The following is a 20,583-nucleotide window of genomic DNA, read 5'->3' on the forward strand; positions in this document are numbered from 1 at the left end:
CACCCTTTGCTATACTTCCCGTAGATTATAACTAAGGAAATTCAAGCATAGCAATATGAACTTTAATAATTATACCATCAAAGCCCAGGAGGCCATCCAGAAGGCCACTGAGATTGCAGGCGGCAACCAGCAGCAGGCGATCGAGACCGGGCATATATTAAAAGCGATTCTGGAAACCGACGAAAACGTCACCAACTTCCTGCTCCAGAAGCTGAACATTAACGGCAATATCCTGCACAGCAAGCTAGACGAGATTGTAGCGGCTTACCCTAAAGTAAGCGGAGGCAACCCATACCTGGCAAATGATGCGAATGCGGCCCTGCAGAAAGCTACTTCTTTTCTAAAGGAATTTGGCGATGAGTACGTGGCCATCGAGCACATGCTGCTGGGCCTGCTGGCTGGCCGGGATAAGGTGGCTGGCCTGATGAAGGATGTTGGTTTTAATGAGAAAGACCTGAAGAAGGCGATCAAGGAACTACGTGGCGGAGCCAAAGTAACTGACCAGAATGCAGAGGCCAAATATAACTCCCTGAAACGCTACGCCCGTAACCTGAATGAGATGGCCCGTGCCGGTAAAATTGACCCTGTGATTGGCCGTGACGAGGAAATACGCCGCGTGCTGCAGATCCTGAGCCGCCGCACCAAAAACAACCCGGTGCTGCTGGGCGAGCCAGGTGTGGGTAAAACCGCGATCGTGGAAGGTCTGGCGCAGCGCATGGTATCTGGCGACGTGCCGGAGAACCTGAAAAACAAAACGCTGATGAGCCTCGACATGGGTCTGCTGGTGGCAGGTGCCAAGTATAAAGGGGAGTTTGAAGAGCGTTTGAAGGCGGTGATCAAAGAGGTAACCGACGCTGAAGGCGAGATCATCCTCTTCATCGACGAGATCCATACCCTGATAGGTGCCGGTGCGGGGGGTGAGAGCGCCATGGATGCCGCTAACCTGCTAAAGCCTGCCCTGGCACGTGGCGAACTGCACGCGATCGGTGCAACGACCCTGAAGGAGTATCAGAAATATATCGAGAAGGACAAAGCGCTGGAGCGTCGTTTCCAGGCGGTGATGGTGGACGAGCCTAGCGTGCCGGATGCCATTTCTATACTCCGCGGTATCAAAGATAAGTATGAGGTACACCACGGGGTACGTATCAAAGACGATGCGATTATTGCCGCTGTGGAGCTTTCGAACCGTTACATCACAGACCGCTTCCTGCCAGACAAAGCCATCGACCTGATGGACGAAGCAGCGGCCAAGTTGCGCATCGAGATTGACTCGCTGCCAGTAGAACTGGACGAGTTGCAGCGCCGCATAATGCAGCTGGAGATCGAACGAGAGGCTATCCGTCGTGAGAATGATAAGGACAAAGAAACGGTGCTCTCCAAGGAGATTGCCGACCTGAGTGGCAAACGCGATGACCTGAAAGCCAAGTGGCAGAACGAAAAGCAGATCATCGAAGGCATTCAGAAAGAGAAGGAGAATATTGAAAATTATAAGCTGGAAGCAGAGCAGGCTGAACGCTCCGGCGACTATGGCCGTGTGGCTGAGCTGCGCTATGGCAAAATTCAGGAAGCTGAGGCACAACTGAAGCAACTGCAGGAGCAGGTACACGAGATGCAGGGCGAAAACCCAATGCTGAAAGAGGAAGTCACCTCAGAAGACATCGCTGAAATTGTAGCCAAGTGGACGGGTATACCGGTAAGCAAAATGCTGCAGAGTGACCGCGAAAAACTGTTGCACTTGGAGCAGGAGCTGGGTAAACGTGTGGCCGGACAAGAAGAAGCGATTGAGGCTATCTCGGATGCCGTACGCCGTAGCCGTGCCGGTATGCAGGACCCTAAACGACCTATCGGTTCATTTATCTTCCTGGGTACAACCGGTGTGGGTAAAACCGAGCTTGCCAAGGCGCTGGCCGATTACCTGTTCAACGATGAGAACGCCATGGTGCGTATCGATATGAGTGAGTACCAGGAGCGCCATGCGGTGAGCCGTATGGTGGGAGCGCCTCCGGGATATGTGGGCTACGAAGAGGGTGGCCAACTGACCGAGGCTGTTCGCCGCAAGCCATACTCTGTGGTTCTTCTCGACGAGATCGAAAAAGCGCATCCGGACGTGTTCAACATCCTGCTGCAGGTGCTCGACGATGGCCGCCTGACCGATAGCAAAGGCCGTGTGGTGAACTTCAAGAACACCATCATCATCATGACCTCGAACATTGGTTCGCATATCATTCAAAGCAATTTTAAAAGGATGACACCAGCTAACCATGACGAGATCATTGAGCAGACGAAGGAAGAAGTGTTTGAACTGCTGAAGAAGTCGGTAAGGCCGGAGTTCCTGAACCGTATCGATGAGCTGGTGATGTTCCGTCCGCTGAGCCGTGGCGACATTCGCAAGATCGTTCAGATCCAGTTCCGCCACATCCAGGATCGTCTGGAAGAGGCCGGCATCCAGCTAGTGGCTACCGACGAGGTGCTGGACTACCTGGGTGAGCAGGGTTACGATCCGCAGTTCGGTGCACGACCGTTGAAGCGCGTGATCCAGCGACAGGTGCTGAACGAGTTGTCGAAAGAGATATTGTCCGGCAGAATTAATAAAGATTCTGTGGTAGAGGCAGTACTAGACAACGGCGAGATTCGTTTCAATAATATCGACGTCGAGATTCCGACGGAGAAGTAAGTTTAGAGTTTAGTTGAGCAAACGGCCACCCTTTTGGGGTGGCCGTTTTTGTTTTACCTTACCTTTATATCAACCAGATTTTATTTACTTACATCTTATAGCGCAGCCACCACCTTCAAACAAGTTGGCTTGTGCACCTCCACTTCATAGCCTGTATTAGTAAGCTTGCCTGTTTCCCTGTCAATTTTAAAAGACACGATGTTGTTAGAGCGCTCATTGGCAACTAAAAGCACGTTACCCGTTAAGTCAATTGTAAAATCTCTGGGCCAATCGCCGCCGGTGCTCTCGTGCTGCACTAATGTTAGTTTGCCAGTATTTTTATCGATCGCAAAAACTACAATACTGTTATGCCCACGGTTAGAGCCGTACAGGAATTTGCCATCCGGGGATATCTTAACAGCAGCCGGCTGGTTGTTTTCTTTAAAGTCGGCAGGAACGGTGGCTACACTTTGCACTTCTGAAAAGGTGCCATTCTCGCTGTTGTAGGCAAGCGCTGTCATGGTAGAGTTTAGCTCATTTAAGACAAAAGCAAAGCGCCCGTTGGGGTGAAACACCATGTGGCGCGGCCCTGCGCCAGGTGCCGCTGCAAAAGTTACTGCAGGTGTAACAGGTGCTAGCACTTTCCCATTACGCTGAAGTTTATAACCAAGTATCTGATCAGTACCAAGGTCAACGGCAAAAGCATACTTGTTATCAGGACCTGGGCCTATATAATGTGCGTGCGGGGTTTCTTGTCTTTTTTTGTTTGGTCCGACACCTTGGTGTTGCTGTACTGCTGCGGCCTCACCAAGTTTCCCATCTTCCTGCACAGGGAAGGCAGCTACATTACCACCCACATAATTGGCAACCAGTACTACTTTGTTTGCTTCATCAACAGAGATATGGCAGGGGGCTCCTCCCATCGAAGGCACTTTGTTTAGTATAGTCAGACCTCCTGTCTGCTGGTTAACAGCAAAGGCACTTACAGCACCGCTATTCGTCCCTTCGTAATTCGTGGTTTCGTTAACAGCATACAAATGCTTTTGCTGTGCATCCAATGCGAGGTAAGACGGATTAGCGCCGGCTTTAACAGCCAGCATACGGGTTAACGCTCCTGTTTCTGCATTCAGATTATACAGGAAAATACTCTCATTATCAGGCTCAGCATAAGTCCCAACATATACCCGACTAGTATTGCCGGCGCTGCGCGTTACCACATCACTATCGTTTGCATTGCCTGATGTAGTGGTAGTACAAGATGAGAACGCCAATGTGGTACAAGCCAATCCTAACATAATTATTTCTCTAAAAACGCTTCTAACACCCTGATATTTACTGTAAACCATACTACAACCACGCTTATAATTTAATTATGACTTTCTAAAATTAGCGAAATGATCTTACTACCGCACACAAATCACGACTACCCTACCTTTTTCAAGTTTGTATTCTCCTAATAAATTATGCTATCTGCATCAAAGTTCATGTTAGCAAAAGCAGCCAGATCAGTACAATTACACCTGACTATTTTAGCTGTCAGCGGGAAACTACATTTCAGTAACCCGTTCAAAAAAGCCAGTTAACTTAATCTCACATCAATCTAACATACCTTAACAGAACTATTACTTAGTATTATCCGGCCTTCGGCAAACTGGCTCCTAAATCTATTCTTCCGGAAACAGAATTGCTAAAGTGAAATAATCGACTGACAGTCAATTATATAATTATAGTTTTATTTTATTGCCCTTTTTCAATTTTTAGCGTACAACTATTAAATATAAGAGATTGTTTCAGTATCTATATTTATCAGGCATGTATAAACTTATTAAAAACTATCTTGGTGCGGCAGTTAAGACGCTAAAAACTAAGAACCAAAAATCCAGCTGTGAATTTTCTGTAAGAATCATGCGTAGACACGATATTTTTTGGAAAGCTGCAGATGCTGAGACAGTTCGCAATGCCATTATCCATCCCGAAGCATCAATAGAAGAATGGAAATCAGGCCACTTATGGCAAAGGAAATTAAGCAACAAGTTTAATTCAAAGCAGTTTGCTCAACTACACGGATGCAAGGTGTCAGAGTTATACTGGAAAGGCAGGGACTTGAGCCAACTCAACTTCAACACATTGCCGGATCAATTTGTAATCAGGCCAACTATTGGCCATTCTTGCCAATTAGTCTTTTTAATGGATAAGCATATGAATCACATGGACAGGTGCTTCTATTCCAACGAACAGCTTAAAGCGATCATGGAGGCAAGTCTGCTAAAGAATCCACATCAGGAATTTCTTATTGAAGAGTTTTTAAAGAATGAGAAAGGGGAATACAAAATACCTGTAGATTATAAATTAAGTCTTTTTAATGGTGAACTAGCAGTTATAAATGTGATCAACAGAACTAGCGCTAAATCAGGACAGACAAGTTGCTATGACCAAGACTGGAACATGATAGAAGAGATTGGCAGACTGTATAAACCGTCACCATATCAAGACCCTCCGGCATGCCTGCAAGAGATGATCACGCAAGCCAAAAAACTTAGCAAAGCTTATGAGCTTTTTGTTAGAATAGACTTTTATGCTACAGACAAAGGCGCTGTTTTTGGAGAGTTCACTCCTACACCTAGCAAGGGCAAAGGCTTAACTTCTACCTCAGACAAAATGTTTTTAGATTACTGGAACAAATACTGCCATGGCATGATCTAAGCTAGCTGTGAATGTTTTAGTTTCTTAAACCTTTGAACTGGAACCGCTTCTTCCCGGATCATCAGATTCAAACGCTACCTACTTTAGCATAAAATTCATACTTTGCAGTTGCAACACAGTATGTATTTATGCCAAAGAAACTCATCCCACTTGTACTGTTTATCTTCTGCTGCTTTTTTAGCGCACAGGCAGAGGTTGATACACTAGCCATTAAGAGTGCCTCTATGCAGCAGGTGCTTAAAGCAGGCGTTGTTACCCCTGCCGGTTACTCCAGGAAAAAAAGCGAACCCTACCCGGTACTTTACCTGCTACATGGCTATAGCGGCAATTTCAGCAATTGGTTAAAAGCTCCCAGGCAAAAGGACCTGCTGCAAACAATGGCCGATAAATACCAGATGATCATTGTGACCCCTGAAGGAGGATACAGCAGTTGGTATTTTGATAGCCCGGTTGATAAAGCAAGCCAGTTTGAGACGTTTATCACGAAAGAACTGGTACAGGAAGTGGATGCAAAGTATAAAACCAACGCTGTAAAAGAAGGTCGTTTTATATCAGGCTTGAGCATGGGTGGCCATGGCGCGCTTTATTTGGCTGCACGCCACCCGGACCTATACCTGGCTGCCGGAAGTATGAGCGGCACAGTAAATATAGCGGCTATTAAACAGGAAAAATTACTAAAGAGCATTGAGGCTGTACTTGGCTCAAAAACAGAAAACCGGGAGCGCTTCCAGGAAAATTCCCTTTTGTACATGCTGCCACAGCTAAAAGCATCCGGATTAAATCTGATCATCGATTGTGGCACAGATGACCTCCTGATCGGAGACAATCGTGAGCTACACCGACGCATGGTTTATGACAACATCCCGCACGATTATATAGAGCGCCCTGGCTCCCACTCCTGGGCTTACTGGACCAATTCGTTGGAGTATCACCTGCTATTCTTCCAAAAAGTCAGGGCTGCCCGTAGTGGCTCACTCTAAATGAATTACGAACTATCTGATAAAACCCTTACCTTTCCTGCACAATACCGAACAACACAGCCCTATGATAACACGCTTAGTTTTTTTAACAATTACTTTGGCTTTTAGCATTGCCAGTTGTACCACACCCGCACAGCAAAGCAACTACTCAATTATCGGCATCTGGAAATTGGTGGATATGCAATTTGAAGGGGGCGCAAAGGACATGAGTAAAACACTCTCTCAGAGCAATACCAAGTTTGTTTACGAAGCTTCAGGAGAGTTTAAGATGATGCTCGACGCTGATGGGAGAGGCTTGCAAGGCGGTTACTTTTATGATCCGGAAAGCAGCATACTGAGCATAAAATACGGCACCCAGATCGACACCGCCCTGGTTAGCTGGGTAAACAGCAACAAGATGATACAAACGACCAAAGATGGTAAGACCAGAACCATCCTGGAAAGGGTAAAGAACTAGTTGCAAAGCAGCTGCAACTTAAGAAACCCGGCTAATTTCGTCGAGTAACTTCTTCAGTTAGTCGAATTTTACCCAAAGATTCCGGGAAACCGGGTTGAAGGCAGGCATGACTATTGTATATACAAGTTTAAACACTTAATTTGCCCCTTAAGACCTCTTATAATTTACCTGTACAAAAGCTGTGTCATCTGTTTTATCAACATATTTAAAGTTGGGCTTCCATCATATTTTTAGCTTGGGAGCCTACGACCATATGTTATTCCTGCTGGCTTTATGCGCTATTTATACCGTACATGACTGGCGCAAGGTAGTAGCGCTGATTACCAGTTTTACTATTGGGCATTCCATTACGCTGGCGCTTTCTACGTTTAATATTATTCGCTTCGATACAGCCCTGATTGAGTTCCTTATACCTGTTACGATATTTATTACCTGCGTCACCAATTTTTTCAAATTAAAGGGCGCAGCATCAAAACAGGGAGCCATCTTATCCTTACATAATGCCATGGCTGTTTTCTTTGGCCTGATACATGGCATGGGATTTTCCAATTACCTGAAGTCTTTGTTAGGCCATAGCTCCGACACCTGGTTACAGTTACTGGCTTTTAACGTTGGCATTGAACTTGGTCAGTTGCTGATCGTGTTAATCTTACTTGTTGTCGCTTTTTTAGTGATGAACATTTTAAATGCGAGAAAACGCGACTGGATCATGGTTATTTCCAGTGCCGCGGCAGGTGTAGCCTTGATCTTGATGATGGAGACAAGTATATTTTAAACACATCAACACCAATAATATTTCAAAACTAAACTAATCTAAACTTTAGCAAAACCTATAATGAGAAACCTTTTATCTGGCTTAGCATTACTCGGTTTGTTCGCCGGACCTGTGGTGGCACAGGCGCAGGACAATACTGATAAGTCTAAGTTTAAGCAGTTGCAGCAGGAGCTGCCTACGCCAAACAATTATCGCACGGGCTCTGGCGCCCCAGGCCATGAATACTGGCAGCAGAAGGCAGATTATACTATCAAAGTTGAACTGGACGACAAGAACCAGTCTATCAAAGGTTCTGAGAACATTACTTATACCAACAACTCACCCGACGCGCTGTCTTATGTGTGGGTACAGTTGGACCAGAACATCTTCGAGCCAAACTCTGCCAGTAACCTGACCAGAACAGGCCAGTTGAACGATAAAATGTCGATCCAGGCAATGGAATACCTTACCCGTGAGAAATTTGACGGTGGGTTTAAGATTGACGCTGTGAAAGACAAAAGTGGCAAGGCACTGAAGTACACCATCAATAATACAATGATGCGTATCGATCTGCCAACAACGCTTAAATCAAAACAAAGTGTGTCTTTCAATATCGACTGGCACCACAACATTAACGACCAGAAAGCCCTTGGCGGCCGCTCAGGATATGAGTATTTCCCGGAAGATGGCAATTACCTGTACGAGATGGCGCAGTGGTTCCCGCGCATGGCTGTTTACGACGACGTGAACGGGTGGCAGCACAAGCAATTCCTGGGTAGCGGTGAATTTGCCTTGCCTTTCGGTGATTACAAAGTAAGCATCACGGTACCTGCTGACCATGTGGTTGGTGCAACCGGAGAGCTTCAGAATGCCAGCCAGGTACTTACTTCTACACAGCAGAAACGTTGGTCAGAAGCAGCTAAAAGCGATAAGCCAGTGGTGATCGTGTCGCAGGATGAAGCTGCGAAAGCTGAGAAGACACCGGCAACTGCTAAGAAAACATGGGTGTTTGCCGCTAAAAATGTACGCGACTTTGCATGGGCAAGCTCCCGTAAATTTGTTTGGGATGCCATGAACGTAAATGTGGGCGGCAAAAACGTGCTGGCCATGTCATACTACCCGAAAGAGGCCAACCCACTTTGGGGTCAGTATTCTACTGAGGTAGTAGCGCATACCTTAATAGTATACTCTAAGCATACTATTGATTACCCTTACCCTGTAGCTATTTCAGTACATGGCCCTGTAGGCGGCATGGAATACCCGATGATCTCTTTCAACGGTTACCGTCCGGAAGAAGACGGCACGTACTCTGACCGCACCAAGTATGGCTTGATCTCAGTGATCCTGCACGAGGTAGGCCATAACTTCTTCCCGATGATCATCAACTCTGATGAGCGCCAGTGGACGTGGATGGATGAAGGCCTGAACACCTTTATGCAGTACCTGGCAGAACAGGAGTGGGAGCGCAACTATCCATCTCGCCGTGGAGAGCCTGCAAACATTATAGAGTACATGAAGGGAGCACCAAACACAATGGTGCCGATCATGACAAACTCTGAGTCCATACTTCAGTTTGGCAACAACGCATACGGCAAGCCAGCCACTGCCCTTAACATTCTTCGTGAAACAGTAATGGGCCGTGAGCTATTCGACTATGCCTTTAAAGAGTATGCTACACGCTGGGCATTTAAGCACCCTATGCCAGCAGACTTTTTCCGCACCATGGAAGACGCTTCCGGTGTTGATCTGGACTGGTTCTGGAGAGGCTGGTTCTATACTACGGATCACACAGATATCTCAATTGATAACGTGAAGTGGTATACCATCGATTCTCAAAACCCGGAGTTTGTAAATGCAAAGCTTCGTGAGCAGCAGAACAAGTCTCCTAAAACGCTATCTGAGCAGCGTAACCTGAAAGATATTCCGAAGACGCTGGTAGATCAGAAATCCAGCCTGAAAGACTTCTATAACAATTACGATCCGTTGGCCACCACTGCTAGCGACCAGCAACGCTACCAGTCGTTTATGAAAGACCTGTCGCCGGCGCAGAAAAAAGCACTGGATTCAGGACTTAACTTCTACGAAGTTGGCTTTAAGAATCTGGGTGGCCTGGTAATGCCTTTGATCGTGCGCATGGAGTATGAAGACGGGTCTGAGGAGATCGTAAACATTCCGGCTGAGATCTGGCGCTACAACAACGATGAAATCACGAAAGTGTTTATCACGCAAAAACCGGTAGTAAGCTTTGAGCTTGACCCATACCTGCAGACAGCGGACACAGAGTTATCAAATAACTTCTTCCCACGTCGCCTGGCACCGTCACGCTTCGATATATACAAGCAGCAGCAGCGCGAGCTGCAAAACCCAATGCAGCGCGAACGCTCTACCAGCCGTAAAAACAGCAAGAACGATTCAGGACAGTAATATTTGCCTGAATAACAGAAAAGCCCCGGAAAAACTTCCGGGGCTTTTTTTATGGTTCAGGCTGTACAGCTTGCTCATTCTTTGAGGGCTCTGGCGGGTTACCGGCAGATTTCCTGTTAGCAACTTACCTCAATATAGCACCAATCAATCTCCGCCATACTTATCGATAAACTCCCGTGTCACCCTGTCTCCTTTCCGGATAAACGGCCTTATGATAAGGCGAGTGCCGTTCTCATAGGTAAAGAACTTGTAGATCCAGTTACTAAGCACTACCAGTTTATTCCGGAAGCCGATCAGGTACATGATGTGCACAAACAGCCAGATTACCCAGGCAAAGAACCCGCCCAGGTGTATGTTGTTTGGCAGATCAGCCACAGCACGGTTACGACCAATAATAGCTAAAGACCCCTTCTCAAAATACTTGAAGGGCTCCAGCGGTTCTTTCTTGATAATGCGTTGAAGATTTTTAGCCAGCAACTTACCCTGCTGAATAGCTGGCTGCGCTACGCCCGGATGCCCCTTCGGGTAATCAGGTGTTTTCATGAATGCCACATCACCTATGGCAAAAAGATCTTCGTAACCCAGCACCTGGTTAAACTCATTCACTAATATCCTTCCCCGCTCTACTGTTTCTTCGGGTAGTCCGGGTAAAACAGCCCCAGACACACCTGCAGCCCATATAAGTGTATGCGCTTGTATTTGTTGGCCACCTTTCAGGGTTACTGTTTTCCCATCATAATCCTGCACCAGGGTATTAAGCCGTATGTCAATACCAAGCTCAGTCAGGTACTTAAAGGTTCGCTCACTAGACTCCGGAGACATAGGAGGCAGCACCCTGTCCATACCTTCAATCAGGAAGATGTTCATCTGGGTAAAATCCATGCCGGGATAATCTGTTGGCAGCACATGCCTTCTCATCTCAGCCAGGGCACCTGCAAGTTCTACGCCTGTAGGTCCGCCACCCACTATCACAAAATTCATCAGGCTCTGCCGCAGCATGGCATCTTTGGTCATGTTGGCCTGCTCAAAAGCCTGTAGCATCTGGCTGCGCAGGTTGAGCGCATGCGGGATCTGCTTCAGTGGAAATGCGAACTTCTTCACATTTTCGTTACCGAAGTAGTTGATCTTTGTACCGGTGGCAATTACCAGGAAATCGTAAGGCAGCTCTCCGATCAGGGTTTCAACGGTTTTAGCGGCAGGGTTCACCTTCGTAACCTTTACCAGTCTGAAATAGAAGTCTTTGTAGTCGTCGCTGCCAAACATTTTACGAAGCGGCTCCGCAATCGAATCCGGCTCAAGTCCTGCAGTAGCCACCTGGTAAAGTAATGGCCAGAAGCCATGGTAGTTCTGTTTGTCAAACATTACTACCTGAAAGTATTTTTCTGAGAGTTTTTTAGCCAGGTTAATGCCTCCAAATCCTCCCCCTACTATTACAACACGCGGCTTGGTGGTGTCCGGAATATTTAATGATAACTTATCTGGTTCAAGCATAATTTGGTTTTTTATCTAATGTAAAGCAAAAGCCGGCATGGCTGCTGTCTACAAGAGGACACAAGTAGTGCGCCTACACAGGAAAATAACGAAACATGCTGTTGTTAGTTACCAAGGGGGCTAAAGCCCATGTTATAAGGCAATAATATGCACGGCAGAGTGCAATAAGCAGTACGCGAAAACAGGGTTGTTTGCCGTTTACTTGTCCGAACCTTTAAAAATAGAATTGATCAGGGCAGGTATCGCAAAAGGACTTATAGTAGGGTACATCACGCGGTTCTGCTGTTGCTGTAACTGTTGCTGATTCCAGAACCTGAAGTTAGAGGCTCCGTCCATTGGCGTATTCTTAAACAGTTCTTCCAGGCGTTCAGGGTCCAGGTTTCGTGTGGCCATGGCTCGCCCCTCATCCGGCAGCTTCACATTCACTACGGCTTCCTTAAAATCACGCTCTGTAGGCCACGGAAAAACATCAACCAAAGGCAGTTCGGTTGGGTCTTCCTGCATCTGCATAATAATAGAGTAGCTCTGGCTGCTATACTTCTCCGGGATGATCAGGTACTGCTTTTTATACCCCAGGGCACTGAACAATACGCTGTCGCCGGTTAATACGGGCACTGAAAAGAAGCCATATTGATTTGTCTGGGTACCACGGCTGGTACCAGGCACATACACACTTACGCCGGCCACTCCGTATAAACTGTCTCCGGTTGCCACAAAACCTGAAAGCTGCACTACCCGCTGCTTACCCTGGGCAGCAACCTGGTTTGGCAAAGCCATACACAACAGCAACAGGACCACAACAGGCGCAATAGCCTGTTTCAAAGACTTGAAAGAGAGGTTATATTTCAAGAGAAATGAATTCATTCAGCACAATTATAGGATTAATTATTTTATAATAGCAGCTTTTGCCTAATTTTGTTTTACGCTTTCACCCTAATTATGAGGTTAAAACATTTTAGTATTTCCTTCGGCGAGCAGATTCTGAAAGCGCTGGCAGATGAATCCCGCATTCGTATTCTTAACCTGATCCTGCGCAACAAAGAGATGTGCACTTCGGACCTGGAACAGGTGCTCGACTTTACCCAAACCAAAACTTCACGCCACCTGGCCTACCTGCGCAACGCCAGCCTGGTTACATCCCGCAAACTCGATCAATGGGTATTTTATTCTGTCAAGGATGAAGGTGCTGACCTGGTAAATCAGATCTTTACTTACCTGGAGCGTGACTCCCAGCTACAGAAAGACCTGGAGACATATGATATTCTGTTCTCAAACCGCGAACTGGCCGTAAATAAGCTGGAGACCCGTCGCTGGATTGCCCCTTAGACCTGCTTTTGAAGGAACCGTTTAATAACAGTTAAACTTTTCTTTTATTGCATTGTTCACAATCATTACGTACCCAGCGGCGCTGTTCCGCATCACCGCCCTAAAAACAGCCGTTTCACAAGATCACTTTAAGCTCACACCCCCATGAAAACATACACCCACATCCTGTTCGACCTGGACCACACACTCTGGGATTTTGAAAAGAATTCCGAAGAAACCCTGTATACTTTATACGACGAATTTAAATTAGCCAGTTTCGGCAAGTTTGACAGCAGTGCGTTTTACAAAAAGTATAAGTTTGTGAACACGCGCATGTGGGACCTCTACAACAAAGGCAAGATCAATCAAAAAGAGCTACGTGAAGATCGCTTCACAAAAACGCTGGTTGGCCTGGGGCTGGAGGCACATGAGATACCTGCAGGCTTATCAGAGGCTTACACTACGCTCTGCCCTACCAAGAGAGCTGTTTTTCCTTATACCCACGAAGTGCTGCAGTACTTACAGCCAAAATACGGACTGCACATTATAACCAATGGCTTTAAAGAGGTACAGCATGTTAAAATGGCCTCGTCAGAACTGCACGGGTATTTTAAAGAGATCATTACTTCTGAGTGCTGCGGTTTTAAGAAACCGGATCGCCGTATGTTTGAACACCTCCTGGACAGAGTCAATATCAAACCAGAGGACTGCCTGATGATTGGCGATAATTATGAATGCGATGTAGAGGGTGCCCGCGATGCCGGCATAGACCAGGTTTACTTTAACCCTGAAAAAATTAAAGGGCGCAAACGGCCTAAGCCTACCTACGAAATTAGCTGCCTCAGCGAGCTGAAGCGTATACTCTAGACTTCCCTGATCTCATACCTGAAAATCAAATAATAAGCCTTACCTTTGTTCAGATAGCCCTGCAAAGGCTGTATCAACTATGAAAATCTAATTCTGAATCCTTAACTATAAAACAAATGGCAACCGGATTTTTTAGAGTACCAGCTCCAGTAAACGAGCCTGTTAAATCTTATGCTCCAGGATCTCCTGAAAGAGAAGAGCTACAGCGTACGTACAAAGAGCTCAAATCGAAAGAGCTGGATGTGCCGATGTACATCGGCGGCGACAAAGTATACACCGACAAAAAGCAGCCAATGCTGCAGCCACACGACCACAAGCACATTCTTGGTCACTTCAGCGAAGGAGATGCGACACACGTGGAACAGGCAATTAATGCTGCATTAGCGGCACGCGAAAACTGGGCAAACATGGCCTGGGAGCAGCGAGCAAGCATTTTCCTGAAAGCAGCAGACCTGTTAGCCGGACCATGGAGAGCAAGACTTAACGCAGCCACCATGCTCGGACAGTCGAAGAATGCTTACCAGGCCGAAATTGACTCTGCCTGCGAACTGATCGACTTTCTGCGCTTTAACGTGCAATACATGACGGAAATCTACCACATGCAGCCGGAATCATCGCCGGGCATCTGGAACCGCATGGAGCACCGCCCACTGGAAGGTTTTGTATTTGCACTTACTCCTTTCAACTTCACGGCCATTGCCGGCAATTTGCCTACTTCAATGGCTATGCTCGGCAACGTGGTTGTCTGGAAACCTGCACACACTCAGATCTATGCTGCGCATATTATCATGGAGATGCTACAGGAAGCTGGCTTACCCGATGGCGTAATTAACCTGGTGTATGTGGACGGCCCAACTACAGGAGACGTTATCTTTAACCATGCTGACTTTGCCGGTATCCACTTTACGGGTAGCACAGGCGTTTTCCAGAACATCTGGAAAACCATTGGTACAAACATCCACAAGTATAAAACTTACCCACGCATTGTAGGCGAAACAGGTGGCAAGGACTTTATTTTTGCACATAAGTCGGCTAATGCCAAAGCACTGGCTACAGCCATCAGCCGTGGCGCTTTTGAGTTCCAGGGGCAGAAGTGCTCTGCAGCCTCTCGTGCTTATATCCCAAGCAACCTGTGGGATGAAGTAAAGGGTTACGTAGTGGAAGACCTGAAATCCTTTAAAATGGGAGCCCCGGAAGATTTCGGCAACTTTATTAATGCCGTTATTGACGAAAAGTCTTTTGATAAAATTGCCAGGTACATTGACAATGCAAAAGAAAGCAACGAGGTAGAGATCATTGCTGGTGGTAACTACGATAAGTCAAAAGGTTACTTTATAGAGCCTACCGTGTTACTGGCGCATAACCCGCAGTACATCACCATGTGTGAGGAGATCTTCGGTCCTGTTATCACTATCTATGTGTATGATGAGAACAATGCTGAAGAGACACTGGAACTAGTAAATGCTACGTCACCTTATGCCCTGACAGGCGCTATCTTTAGCCAGGACCGCTACTTTATAGAGCATGCAACCAATAAGCTGCAAAATGCGGCCGGTAACTTCTACATAAACGATAAGCCTACTGGCGCTGTAGTGGGCCAGCAGCCATTTGGTGGTGCGCGTGCCTCAGGTACAAACGACAAGGCCGGCTCTATGCTGAACCTGCTGCGTTGGGTGTCTGCCCGCTCTATCAAAGAAACTTTTGTTCCGCCGGTTGATTACCGTTACCCGTTCCTGGGCGAGAATAAATAAGCAATCTCTGAGTTGAAACATTGGCAAAGGCCGCTCCTGACCGGGAGCGGCCTTTGTATTTTTATACTTAAAAATTGCTTTATCACCCTTAGCGCTGCTAACTACTACAATCACACCGCTTTCAGAACAATTTACATCTGATTTATACTTTTGATTAATGCCTATTTATACCTAATTTTGCCACCAAATTTGTAGAAACGATTACGTAGTTATGGAACCAACTGTGGATCAGTATGTACCATCGGATTACCTACCGATAATTATCCAGTTCGCAGCAGCGCTGGGATTTGTGATCTTTGCTCTTGTGGCTACCCACTTATTGGGCCCAAAGCGCAAAAGTGAGGTAAAAGGAGCCGCCTGGGAAAGTGGAATCGAGTCAGTAGGTGATGCCCGCACCCCGATCTCCTATAAATATTTTATGACAGCGATTCTCTTCGTCCTGTTCGACGTGGAGATCATCTTCATGTACCCGTGGGCAGTTAACTTCAGGAGCTTTGGTTTGGATGGCTTTTTGCAGATGGTCGTGTTCATGATCATGCTTCTGGCAGGCTTCTTCTACGTGATCAAGAAGGGCATACTAAAGTGGGAGTAGCCTAATAAACTTTTCACCAGGCTTTTGTGTTCCTGATATCGGTGCAATTGCATCGAAATAAGACACAGTCAATCAAATTGAAATGAGCGAAAATACAGATATAAAGTTAGCAGAGACACCAGAAGGCATATCTGGTGCAGGTTTCTTTGCCACTTCGTTTGAGAAAGTAATTGGACTGGCCCGTAAGCACTCGCTTTGGCCATTGCCATTTGCCACCTCTTGCTGTGGTATTGAGTACATGGCTACAATGGGTTCAAACTACGATATTTCCCGTTTTGGTTCAGAGCGGCCAAGCTTCTCTCCACGTCAGGCTGATATCCTGATGGTAATGGGTACTATTGCAAAAAAAATGGGACCGGTTGTAAAGCAGGTGTACGAGCAGATGGCAGAGCCACGCTGGGTGATCGCTGTTGGCGCTTGCGCATGCTCAGGAGGTATCTTTGATACCTACTCTGTGCTGCAGGGCATTGACAGGGTGGTGCCGGTAGACGTTTACGTACCAGGCTGCCCTCCGCGCCCGGAGCAGATACTTGATGGCCTGATGCGTGTACAGGACCTGGCAGAAAACGAATCGCTACGCCGCCGCAACTCTCCGGAGTACCAGGCATTATTAGCCTCTTACAATATTAAATAAGCAAATGGAGCTTACGAACGAAAACGTACTCGGCAAGATCATTAGCAAATTTGGTGAAGAGAATGTCTGGGATGCTTTGAACCCGGATGGCATCATGACCATTTCCACCAACCGCGCAACGATCCATGAGTTGATTGAATACCTGCGCGATGACGAGGAAATGCAGATACGCTTTCTCACAACGATGTGCGGCATTCACTTCCCTGACCACAAAGACAAGGAATTGTGCATGATGTATCAATTGCACAGCCTGCGCCATAACTATCGCATCCGCATTAAGGTATTCATGCCTGCTTCAGACCCGGTTATGCCAACCATGACAGACCTGTACGCAACAGCCAATTGGATGGAGCGTGAGGCTTTTGACTTCTATGGTATCATCTTTACGGGGCACCCGAACATGACCCGCATCCTGAATATTGAGGAGATGGAGTACCACCCGATGCTGAAGCAGTACCCGCTGGAAGACCAGACGAGGGAAGATAAAATAAATACATTTTTCGGACGATAAGCCGGTTTAGCTGTTATGCTTAACACGCACGATAACAGCAGACGACAAAAGATATTAAAATGGCTACTGAAAATAAGACAGCTGAACTTACTGACCTGGAACAATTCCGTTTAGACAACGGACTTGCGCTGCATGAAGAACGGCCTTTAACCACGTTGAACCTGGGTCCGACGCACCCGGCAACACACGGTATTTTCCAGAACATCCTGCAAATGGATGGCGAAAAGATCGTGGATGCTGTGCCAACGATCGGATATATTCACCGTGCTTTTGAAAAAATAGCGGAACGCAGACCATTCTACCAGATCACACCACTGACTGACAGGATGAACTATTGCTCCTCCCCTATCAATAACATGGGGTATCACATGACAGTGGAAAAGCTGCTGGGTATTACTGTACCGAAGCGTGCGCAGTACATTCGTGTGATCATGATGGAGCTTGCCCGTATCTCAGACCACCTGATCTGTAACTCGATCCTGGGTGTGGACTCGGGTGCCTTTACAGGTTTCCTGTACGTGATGCAGGAGCGTGAGCACATTTATGATATTTACGAGGAAGTATGCGGCGCCCGTTTAACCACGAATATGGGTCGCATCGGGGGCATGGAGCGTGATCTTACGCCGAAAGCCCTGCACCTGATCGGCGAATTCCTGAAGCGTTTCCCGAAGGTATGGGCTGAGTTTGAAAAGATGCTTACCCGTAACCGCATCTTCGTTGACAGAACCACCGATGTTGGTGCTATTTCTGCGGAGCGTGCCCTCAGCTACGGCTTCACAGGCCCTAACCTGCGTGCTGCCGGCGTGGACTATGATGTACGTGCCATGAATCCATACTCTTCTTATGAAGACTTTGAGTTTGAGATACCAATAGGCTCCAAAGGCGATACATATGACCGCTTCCTGGTTAGAAATGCTGAAGTATGGGAAAGCTTGAAGATAATTGAGCAGGCTTACAAAAACCTGCCCGAAGGTTCTTATCACGCTGACGCGCCACATTATTACCTGCCTCCAAAGCAGGAAGTATACCGCAACATGGAAGCACTTATCTACCACTTCAAGATAGTGATGGGTGAGATTGATGCTCCGGTTGGAGAGGTATACCATAGCGTGGAAGGCGGTAACGGTGAGTTAGGCTTCTACCTGATCAGCGATGGTGGCCGCACGCCGTACAGACTGCACTTCCGCAGACCATGCTTTATTTACTACCAGGCTTATACTGAAATGATCAAAGGAGGCCAGCTGGCTGACGCGATCCTGACACTAAGTAGCCTGAACGTGATTGCTGGCGAGCTGGACGCTTAATTAGAATTATCAATTACCATTTAACACTGATCTTATCTGACTGATCAGTGACAATTGAAGAAATGGCAGAGACTATAAACGAAGTAAAGTTTTCTGATGCGGCCATGGCCGAAATTCAGCGCTATATCAGCCACTACCCGGAAGGCCGTCAAAAGTCTGCCCTGCTGCCTATCCTGCACATCGCACAGGCGGAGTTTGGTGGATGGGTAAGCCCGGAAGTAATGGATAAGATAGCAGATATACTGAACATAAAGCCGATAGAGGTTTATGAAGTAGCTACTTTCTATACCATGTTCAATTTAAAGCCGGTTGGCAAGCATGTACTGGAAGTATGCCGCACAGGCCCTTGCTGCCTCCGTGGCGCCGATCAGATGATCGAGATGATCAAGGAGAAGCTTAACATTGAAGAAGGCGAAACGACAGCTGACGGCATGTTTACCCTGAAGCCTGTAGAGTGCCTTGCCTCCTGCGGAACAGGACCAATGCTTCAGGTACGCGAGTTATACTACGAGAACATCGACAGCGAAGAAAAGCTGGATGCGTTCCTGGAGATGATGCGCAACAAAGAGCACGAAACACCAACCTGGGCAAAGTAAAAAGCCGTTGTTGGTGCTCTCACCAACAACCAGAAAGGTCGCAAACAAGCTGTTTGCTGGTGAAAACACCAGCAAAGGCTAGATAAGCACTTTAAATAGATAAAGTATAAGCGGCAGAAAGTTTAAAAGCTGCTACAATATATATCCTGCTAAAATGGGACTAAAAATATTAACCGAACATATTAACGTACCAGGCATCGAGACCCTGGAGGTATACCGTAAGCATGGCGGCTACAAATCTGTAGAAAAAGCCTTGAAAACGATGTCTCCGGAAGAAGTGGTGGAAGAGGTAAAAACATCAGGACTTCGTGGTCGTGGTGGGGCCGGTTTCCCAACTGGTATGAAGTGGAGCTTCCTGGCTAAACCAGAAGGTGTTCCACGTTACCTGGTATGTAATGCTGACGAGTCAGAGCCGGGCACCTTCAAGGACCGTTGGTTCATGGAGAAAAACCCGCACGCACTGGTAGAAGGCATGATCACTTCCAGCTACGCGTTGGGGGCCAATACATCTTACATCTACATCCGTGGTGAGTTGTTGTTCGTGCTTCGCATACTGGAGAAAGCTATTGCTGAAGCGTATGCGGCCGGCTTACTGGGCAAAAACATACTTGGCTCCGGATACGACCTGGACCTGCATGTTGCTCCGGGTGGTGGTGCTTATATATGTGGTGAAGAAACGGCATTGCTGGAATCTTTGGAAGGTAAGCGCGGTAACCCGCGAAACAAACCTCCATTCCCGGCTGTGAAAGGTTTGTTCCAGTCTCCTACTGTGGTAAACAATGTGGAAACTATCGCTTCTGTGCCATGGATCGTGAATAACACAGGTGCAGAGTATGCGAAAATAGGTGTAGGACGCAGCACCGGCACTAAGTTGATCTCAGCAAGCGGCAACATCAATAAGCCGGGTGTATACGAGATCGAATTAGGAGTACCGGTAGAAGAGTTTATCTATTCTGACCAATACTGCGGAGGCATCTGGAAAGGAAAGCAACTGAAGGCCGTAGTGCCTGGTGGTTCTTCTGTTCCGATCCTGCCAGCAAACCTGATACTTAAAACAGCAGCCGGCGAAGATCGCCTGATGACTTACGAATCACTGTCTGATGGTGGATTTGTGAGCGGCTCTATGCTGGGCTCAGGTGCCTTTATCGTGTTTGATGAAGATCAGTGCATCGTGCGTAACACGTGGAACTATGCCCGCTTCTACCATCATGAATCATGTGGCCAGTGTAGCCCTTGCCGTGAAGGTACCGGCTGGATGGAAAAAGTGCTTCACCGCATTGAATACGGGCACGGACATCAGCAGGACATCGACCTGTTGGTAAGTGTTGCCAAGCAGATCGAAGGTAATACTATTTGCCCGCTAGGAGATGCAGCCGCATGGCCGGTAGCAAGTGCCGTACGTCATTTCCGTGATGAGTTTGAGTGGCATATAAAGTACCCGCAGGAGGCAACAGCTCCGGGTGCCGTGTACAGAGGCCAGTTAGACGCTGTTACAGCATAAAAAACAGAAATAAGACACAGGGCAAAAGACATAACATCTTCTTCATGTCCTGAAAAGTCA

General features: G+C 47.1%; 18 protein-coding genes. 15 read left to right on the plus strand and 3 right to left on the minus strand.

Going from position 1 to position 20,583, the window contains the following annotated elements:
* The first annotated feature begins 55 nt into the window (after nt 1-55).
* Entirely contained in the window at nt 56-2,674 is a 2,619-nt protein-coding gene (clpB, locus tag ACSX1A_RS14275; RefSeq protein ID WP_439880318.1) for an ATP-dependent chaperone ClpB, read from the plus strand.
* A gap of 95 nt (nt 2,675-2,769) precedes the next feature.
* Here the strand turns inward: clpB and ACSX1A_RS14280 are convergent, their stop codons facing one another.
* Nucleotides 2,770-3,999: a lactonase family protein gene (locus ACSX1A_RS14280; RefSeq protein ID WP_439880319.1), complete on the minus strand. Its 1,230-nt coding sequence runs from the start codon at nt 3,997-3,999 to the stop codon at nt 2,770-2,772.
* 466 nt (nt 4,000-4,465) lie between these two features.
* Between ACSX1A_RS14280 and ACSX1A_RS14285 the strand changes: the two genes are divergently transcribed.
* The 5 genes from ACSX1A_RS14285 (at nt 4,466) to ACSX1A_RS14305 (ending at nt 9,971) form a co-directional block, all read left to right on the plus strand.
* Nucleotides 4,466-5,356, plus strand: a complete 891-nt coding sequence (locus ACSX1A_RS14285) for an ATP-grasp fold amidoligase family protein (RefSeq protein WP_439880320.1) — start codon at nt 4,466-4,468, stop codon at nt 5,354-5,356.
* A gap of 128 nt (nt 5,357-5,484) precedes the next feature.
* Nucleotides 5,485-6,336: an alpha/beta hydrolase gene (locus ACSX1A_RS14290; RefSeq protein WP_439880321.1), complete on the plus strand. Its 852-nt coding sequence runs from the start codon at nt 5,485-5,487 to the stop codon at nt 6,334-6,336.
* Between the two features lie 64 nt (nt 6,337-6,400).
* On the plus strand, nt 6,401-6,793 hold the full coding sequence (locus ACSX1A_RS14295; RefSeq protein WP_439880322.1) for a hypothetical protein: 393 nt from the start codon (nt 6,401-6,403) through the stop codon (nt 6,791-6,793).
* A 181-nt stretch (nt 6,794-6,974) separates the two neighbouring features.
* Nucleotides 6,975-7,568, plus strand: a complete 594-nt coding sequence (locus ACSX1A_RS14300) for a HupE/UreJ family protein (protein WP_439880323.1) — start codon at nt 6,975-6,977, stop codon at nt 7,566-7,568.
* A 60-nt stretch (nt 7,569-7,628) separates the two neighbouring features.
* Entirely contained in the window at nt 7,629-9,971 is a 2,343-nt protein-coding gene (locus ACSX1A_RS14305) for a M1 family metallopeptidase (protein ID WP_439880324.1), read from the plus strand.
* Between the two features lie 144 nt (nt 9,972-10,115).
* Here the strand turns inward: ACSX1A_RS14305 and ACSX1A_RS14310 are convergent, their stop codons facing one another.
* Together ACSX1A_RS14310 and ACSX1A_RS14315 are read right to left on the minus strand one after the other, a co-directional pair.
* Entirely contained in the window at nt 10,116-11,462 is a 1,347-nt protein-coding gene (locus tag ACSX1A_RS14310) for an NAD(P)/FAD-dependent oxidoreductase (RefSeq protein ID WP_439880325.1), read from the minus strand.
* 198 nt (nt 11,463-11,660) lie between these two features.
* Nucleotides 11,661-12,326, minus strand: a complete 666-nt coding sequence (locus tag ACSX1A_RS14315) for a carboxypeptidase-like regulatory domain-containing protein (protein WP_439880326.1) — start codon at nt 12,324-12,326, stop codon at nt 11,661-11,663.
* A gap of 75 nt (nt 12,327-12,401) precedes the next feature.
* On the opposite strand from ACSX1A_RS14315, the gene ACSX1A_RS14320 reads away from it, so the two are divergent.
* From ACSX1A_RS14320 to nuoF, 9 genes are all read left to right on the plus strand, one after another.
* Nucleotides 12,402-12,788: an ArsR/SmtB family transcription factor gene (locus ACSX1A_RS14320; RefSeq protein WP_439880327.1), complete on the plus strand. Its 387-nt coding sequence runs from the start codon at nt 12,402-12,404 to the stop codon at nt 12,786-12,788.
* A gap of 144 nt (nt 12,789-12,932) precedes the next feature.
* The gene (locus ACSX1A_RS14325) at nt 12,933-13,634 is read left to right on the plus strand and encodes a YjjG family noncanonical pyrimidine nucleotidase (protein ID WP_439880328.1); all 702 of its coding nucleotides are present in this window, start codon (nt 12,933-12,935) and stop codon (nt 13,632-13,634) included.
* Nucleotides 13,635-13,750: 116 nt separating this feature from the next.
* The gene (pruA, locus tag ACSX1A_RS14330; protein WP_439880329.1) at nt 13,751-15,385 is read left to right on the plus strand and encodes an L-glutamate gamma-semialdehyde dehydrogenase; all 1,635 of its coding nucleotides are present in this window, start codon (nt 13,751-13,753) and stop codon (nt 15,383-15,385) included.
* 211 nt (nt 15,386-15,596) lie between these two features.
* On the plus strand, nt 15,597-15,977 hold the full coding sequence (locus ACSX1A_RS14335; RefSeq protein WP_439880330.1) for an NADH-quinone oxidoreductase subunit A: 381 nt from the start codon (nt 15,597-15,599) through the stop codon (nt 15,975-15,977).
* Nucleotides 15,978-16,059: 82 nt separating this feature from the next.
* A complete protein-coding gene (locus tag ACSX1A_RS14340) occupies nt 16,060-16,611 on the plus strand; it encodes an NADH-quinone oxidoreductase subunit B (protein WP_439880331.1) in 552 nt (183 codons plus the stop codon).
* A 4-nt stretch (nt 16,612-16,615) separates the two neighbouring features.
* A complete protein-coding gene (locus tag ACSX1A_RS14345; protein WP_439880332.1) occupies nt 16,616-17,122 on the plus strand; it encodes an NADH-quinone oxidoreductase subunit C in 507 nt (168 codons plus the stop codon).
* 59 nt (nt 17,123-17,181) lie between these two features.
* Nucleotides 17,182-18,426: an NADH dehydrogenase (quinone) subunit D gene (gene nuoD, locus ACSX1A_RS14350; protein ID WP_439880333.1), complete on the plus strand. Its 1,245-nt coding sequence runs from the start codon at nt 17,182-17,184 to the stop codon at nt 18,424-18,426.
* Nucleotides 18,427-18,488: 62 nt separating this feature from the next.
* Nucleotides 18,489-19,022: an NADH-quinone oxidoreductase subunit NuoE family protein gene (locus ACSX1A_RS14355; protein WP_439880334.1), complete on the plus strand. Its 534-nt coding sequence runs from the start codon at nt 18,489-18,491 to the stop codon at nt 19,020-19,022.
* 154 nt (nt 19,023-19,176) lie between these two features.
* Nucleotides 19,177-20,523, plus strand: coding sequence for an NADH-quinone oxidoreductase subunit NuoF (gene nuoF / locus ACSX1A_RS14360; protein ID WP_439880335.1), 1,347 nt, complete (start codon nt 19,177-19,179; stop codon nt 20,521-20,523).
* Nucleotides 20,524-20,583 lie beyond the last annotated feature (60 nt).

Source organism: Pontibacter sp. MBLB2868, from assembly GCF_051904785.1.
Classification (GTDB): Bacteria; Bacteroidota; Bacteroidia; order Cytophagales; family Hymenobacteraceae; genus Pontibacter.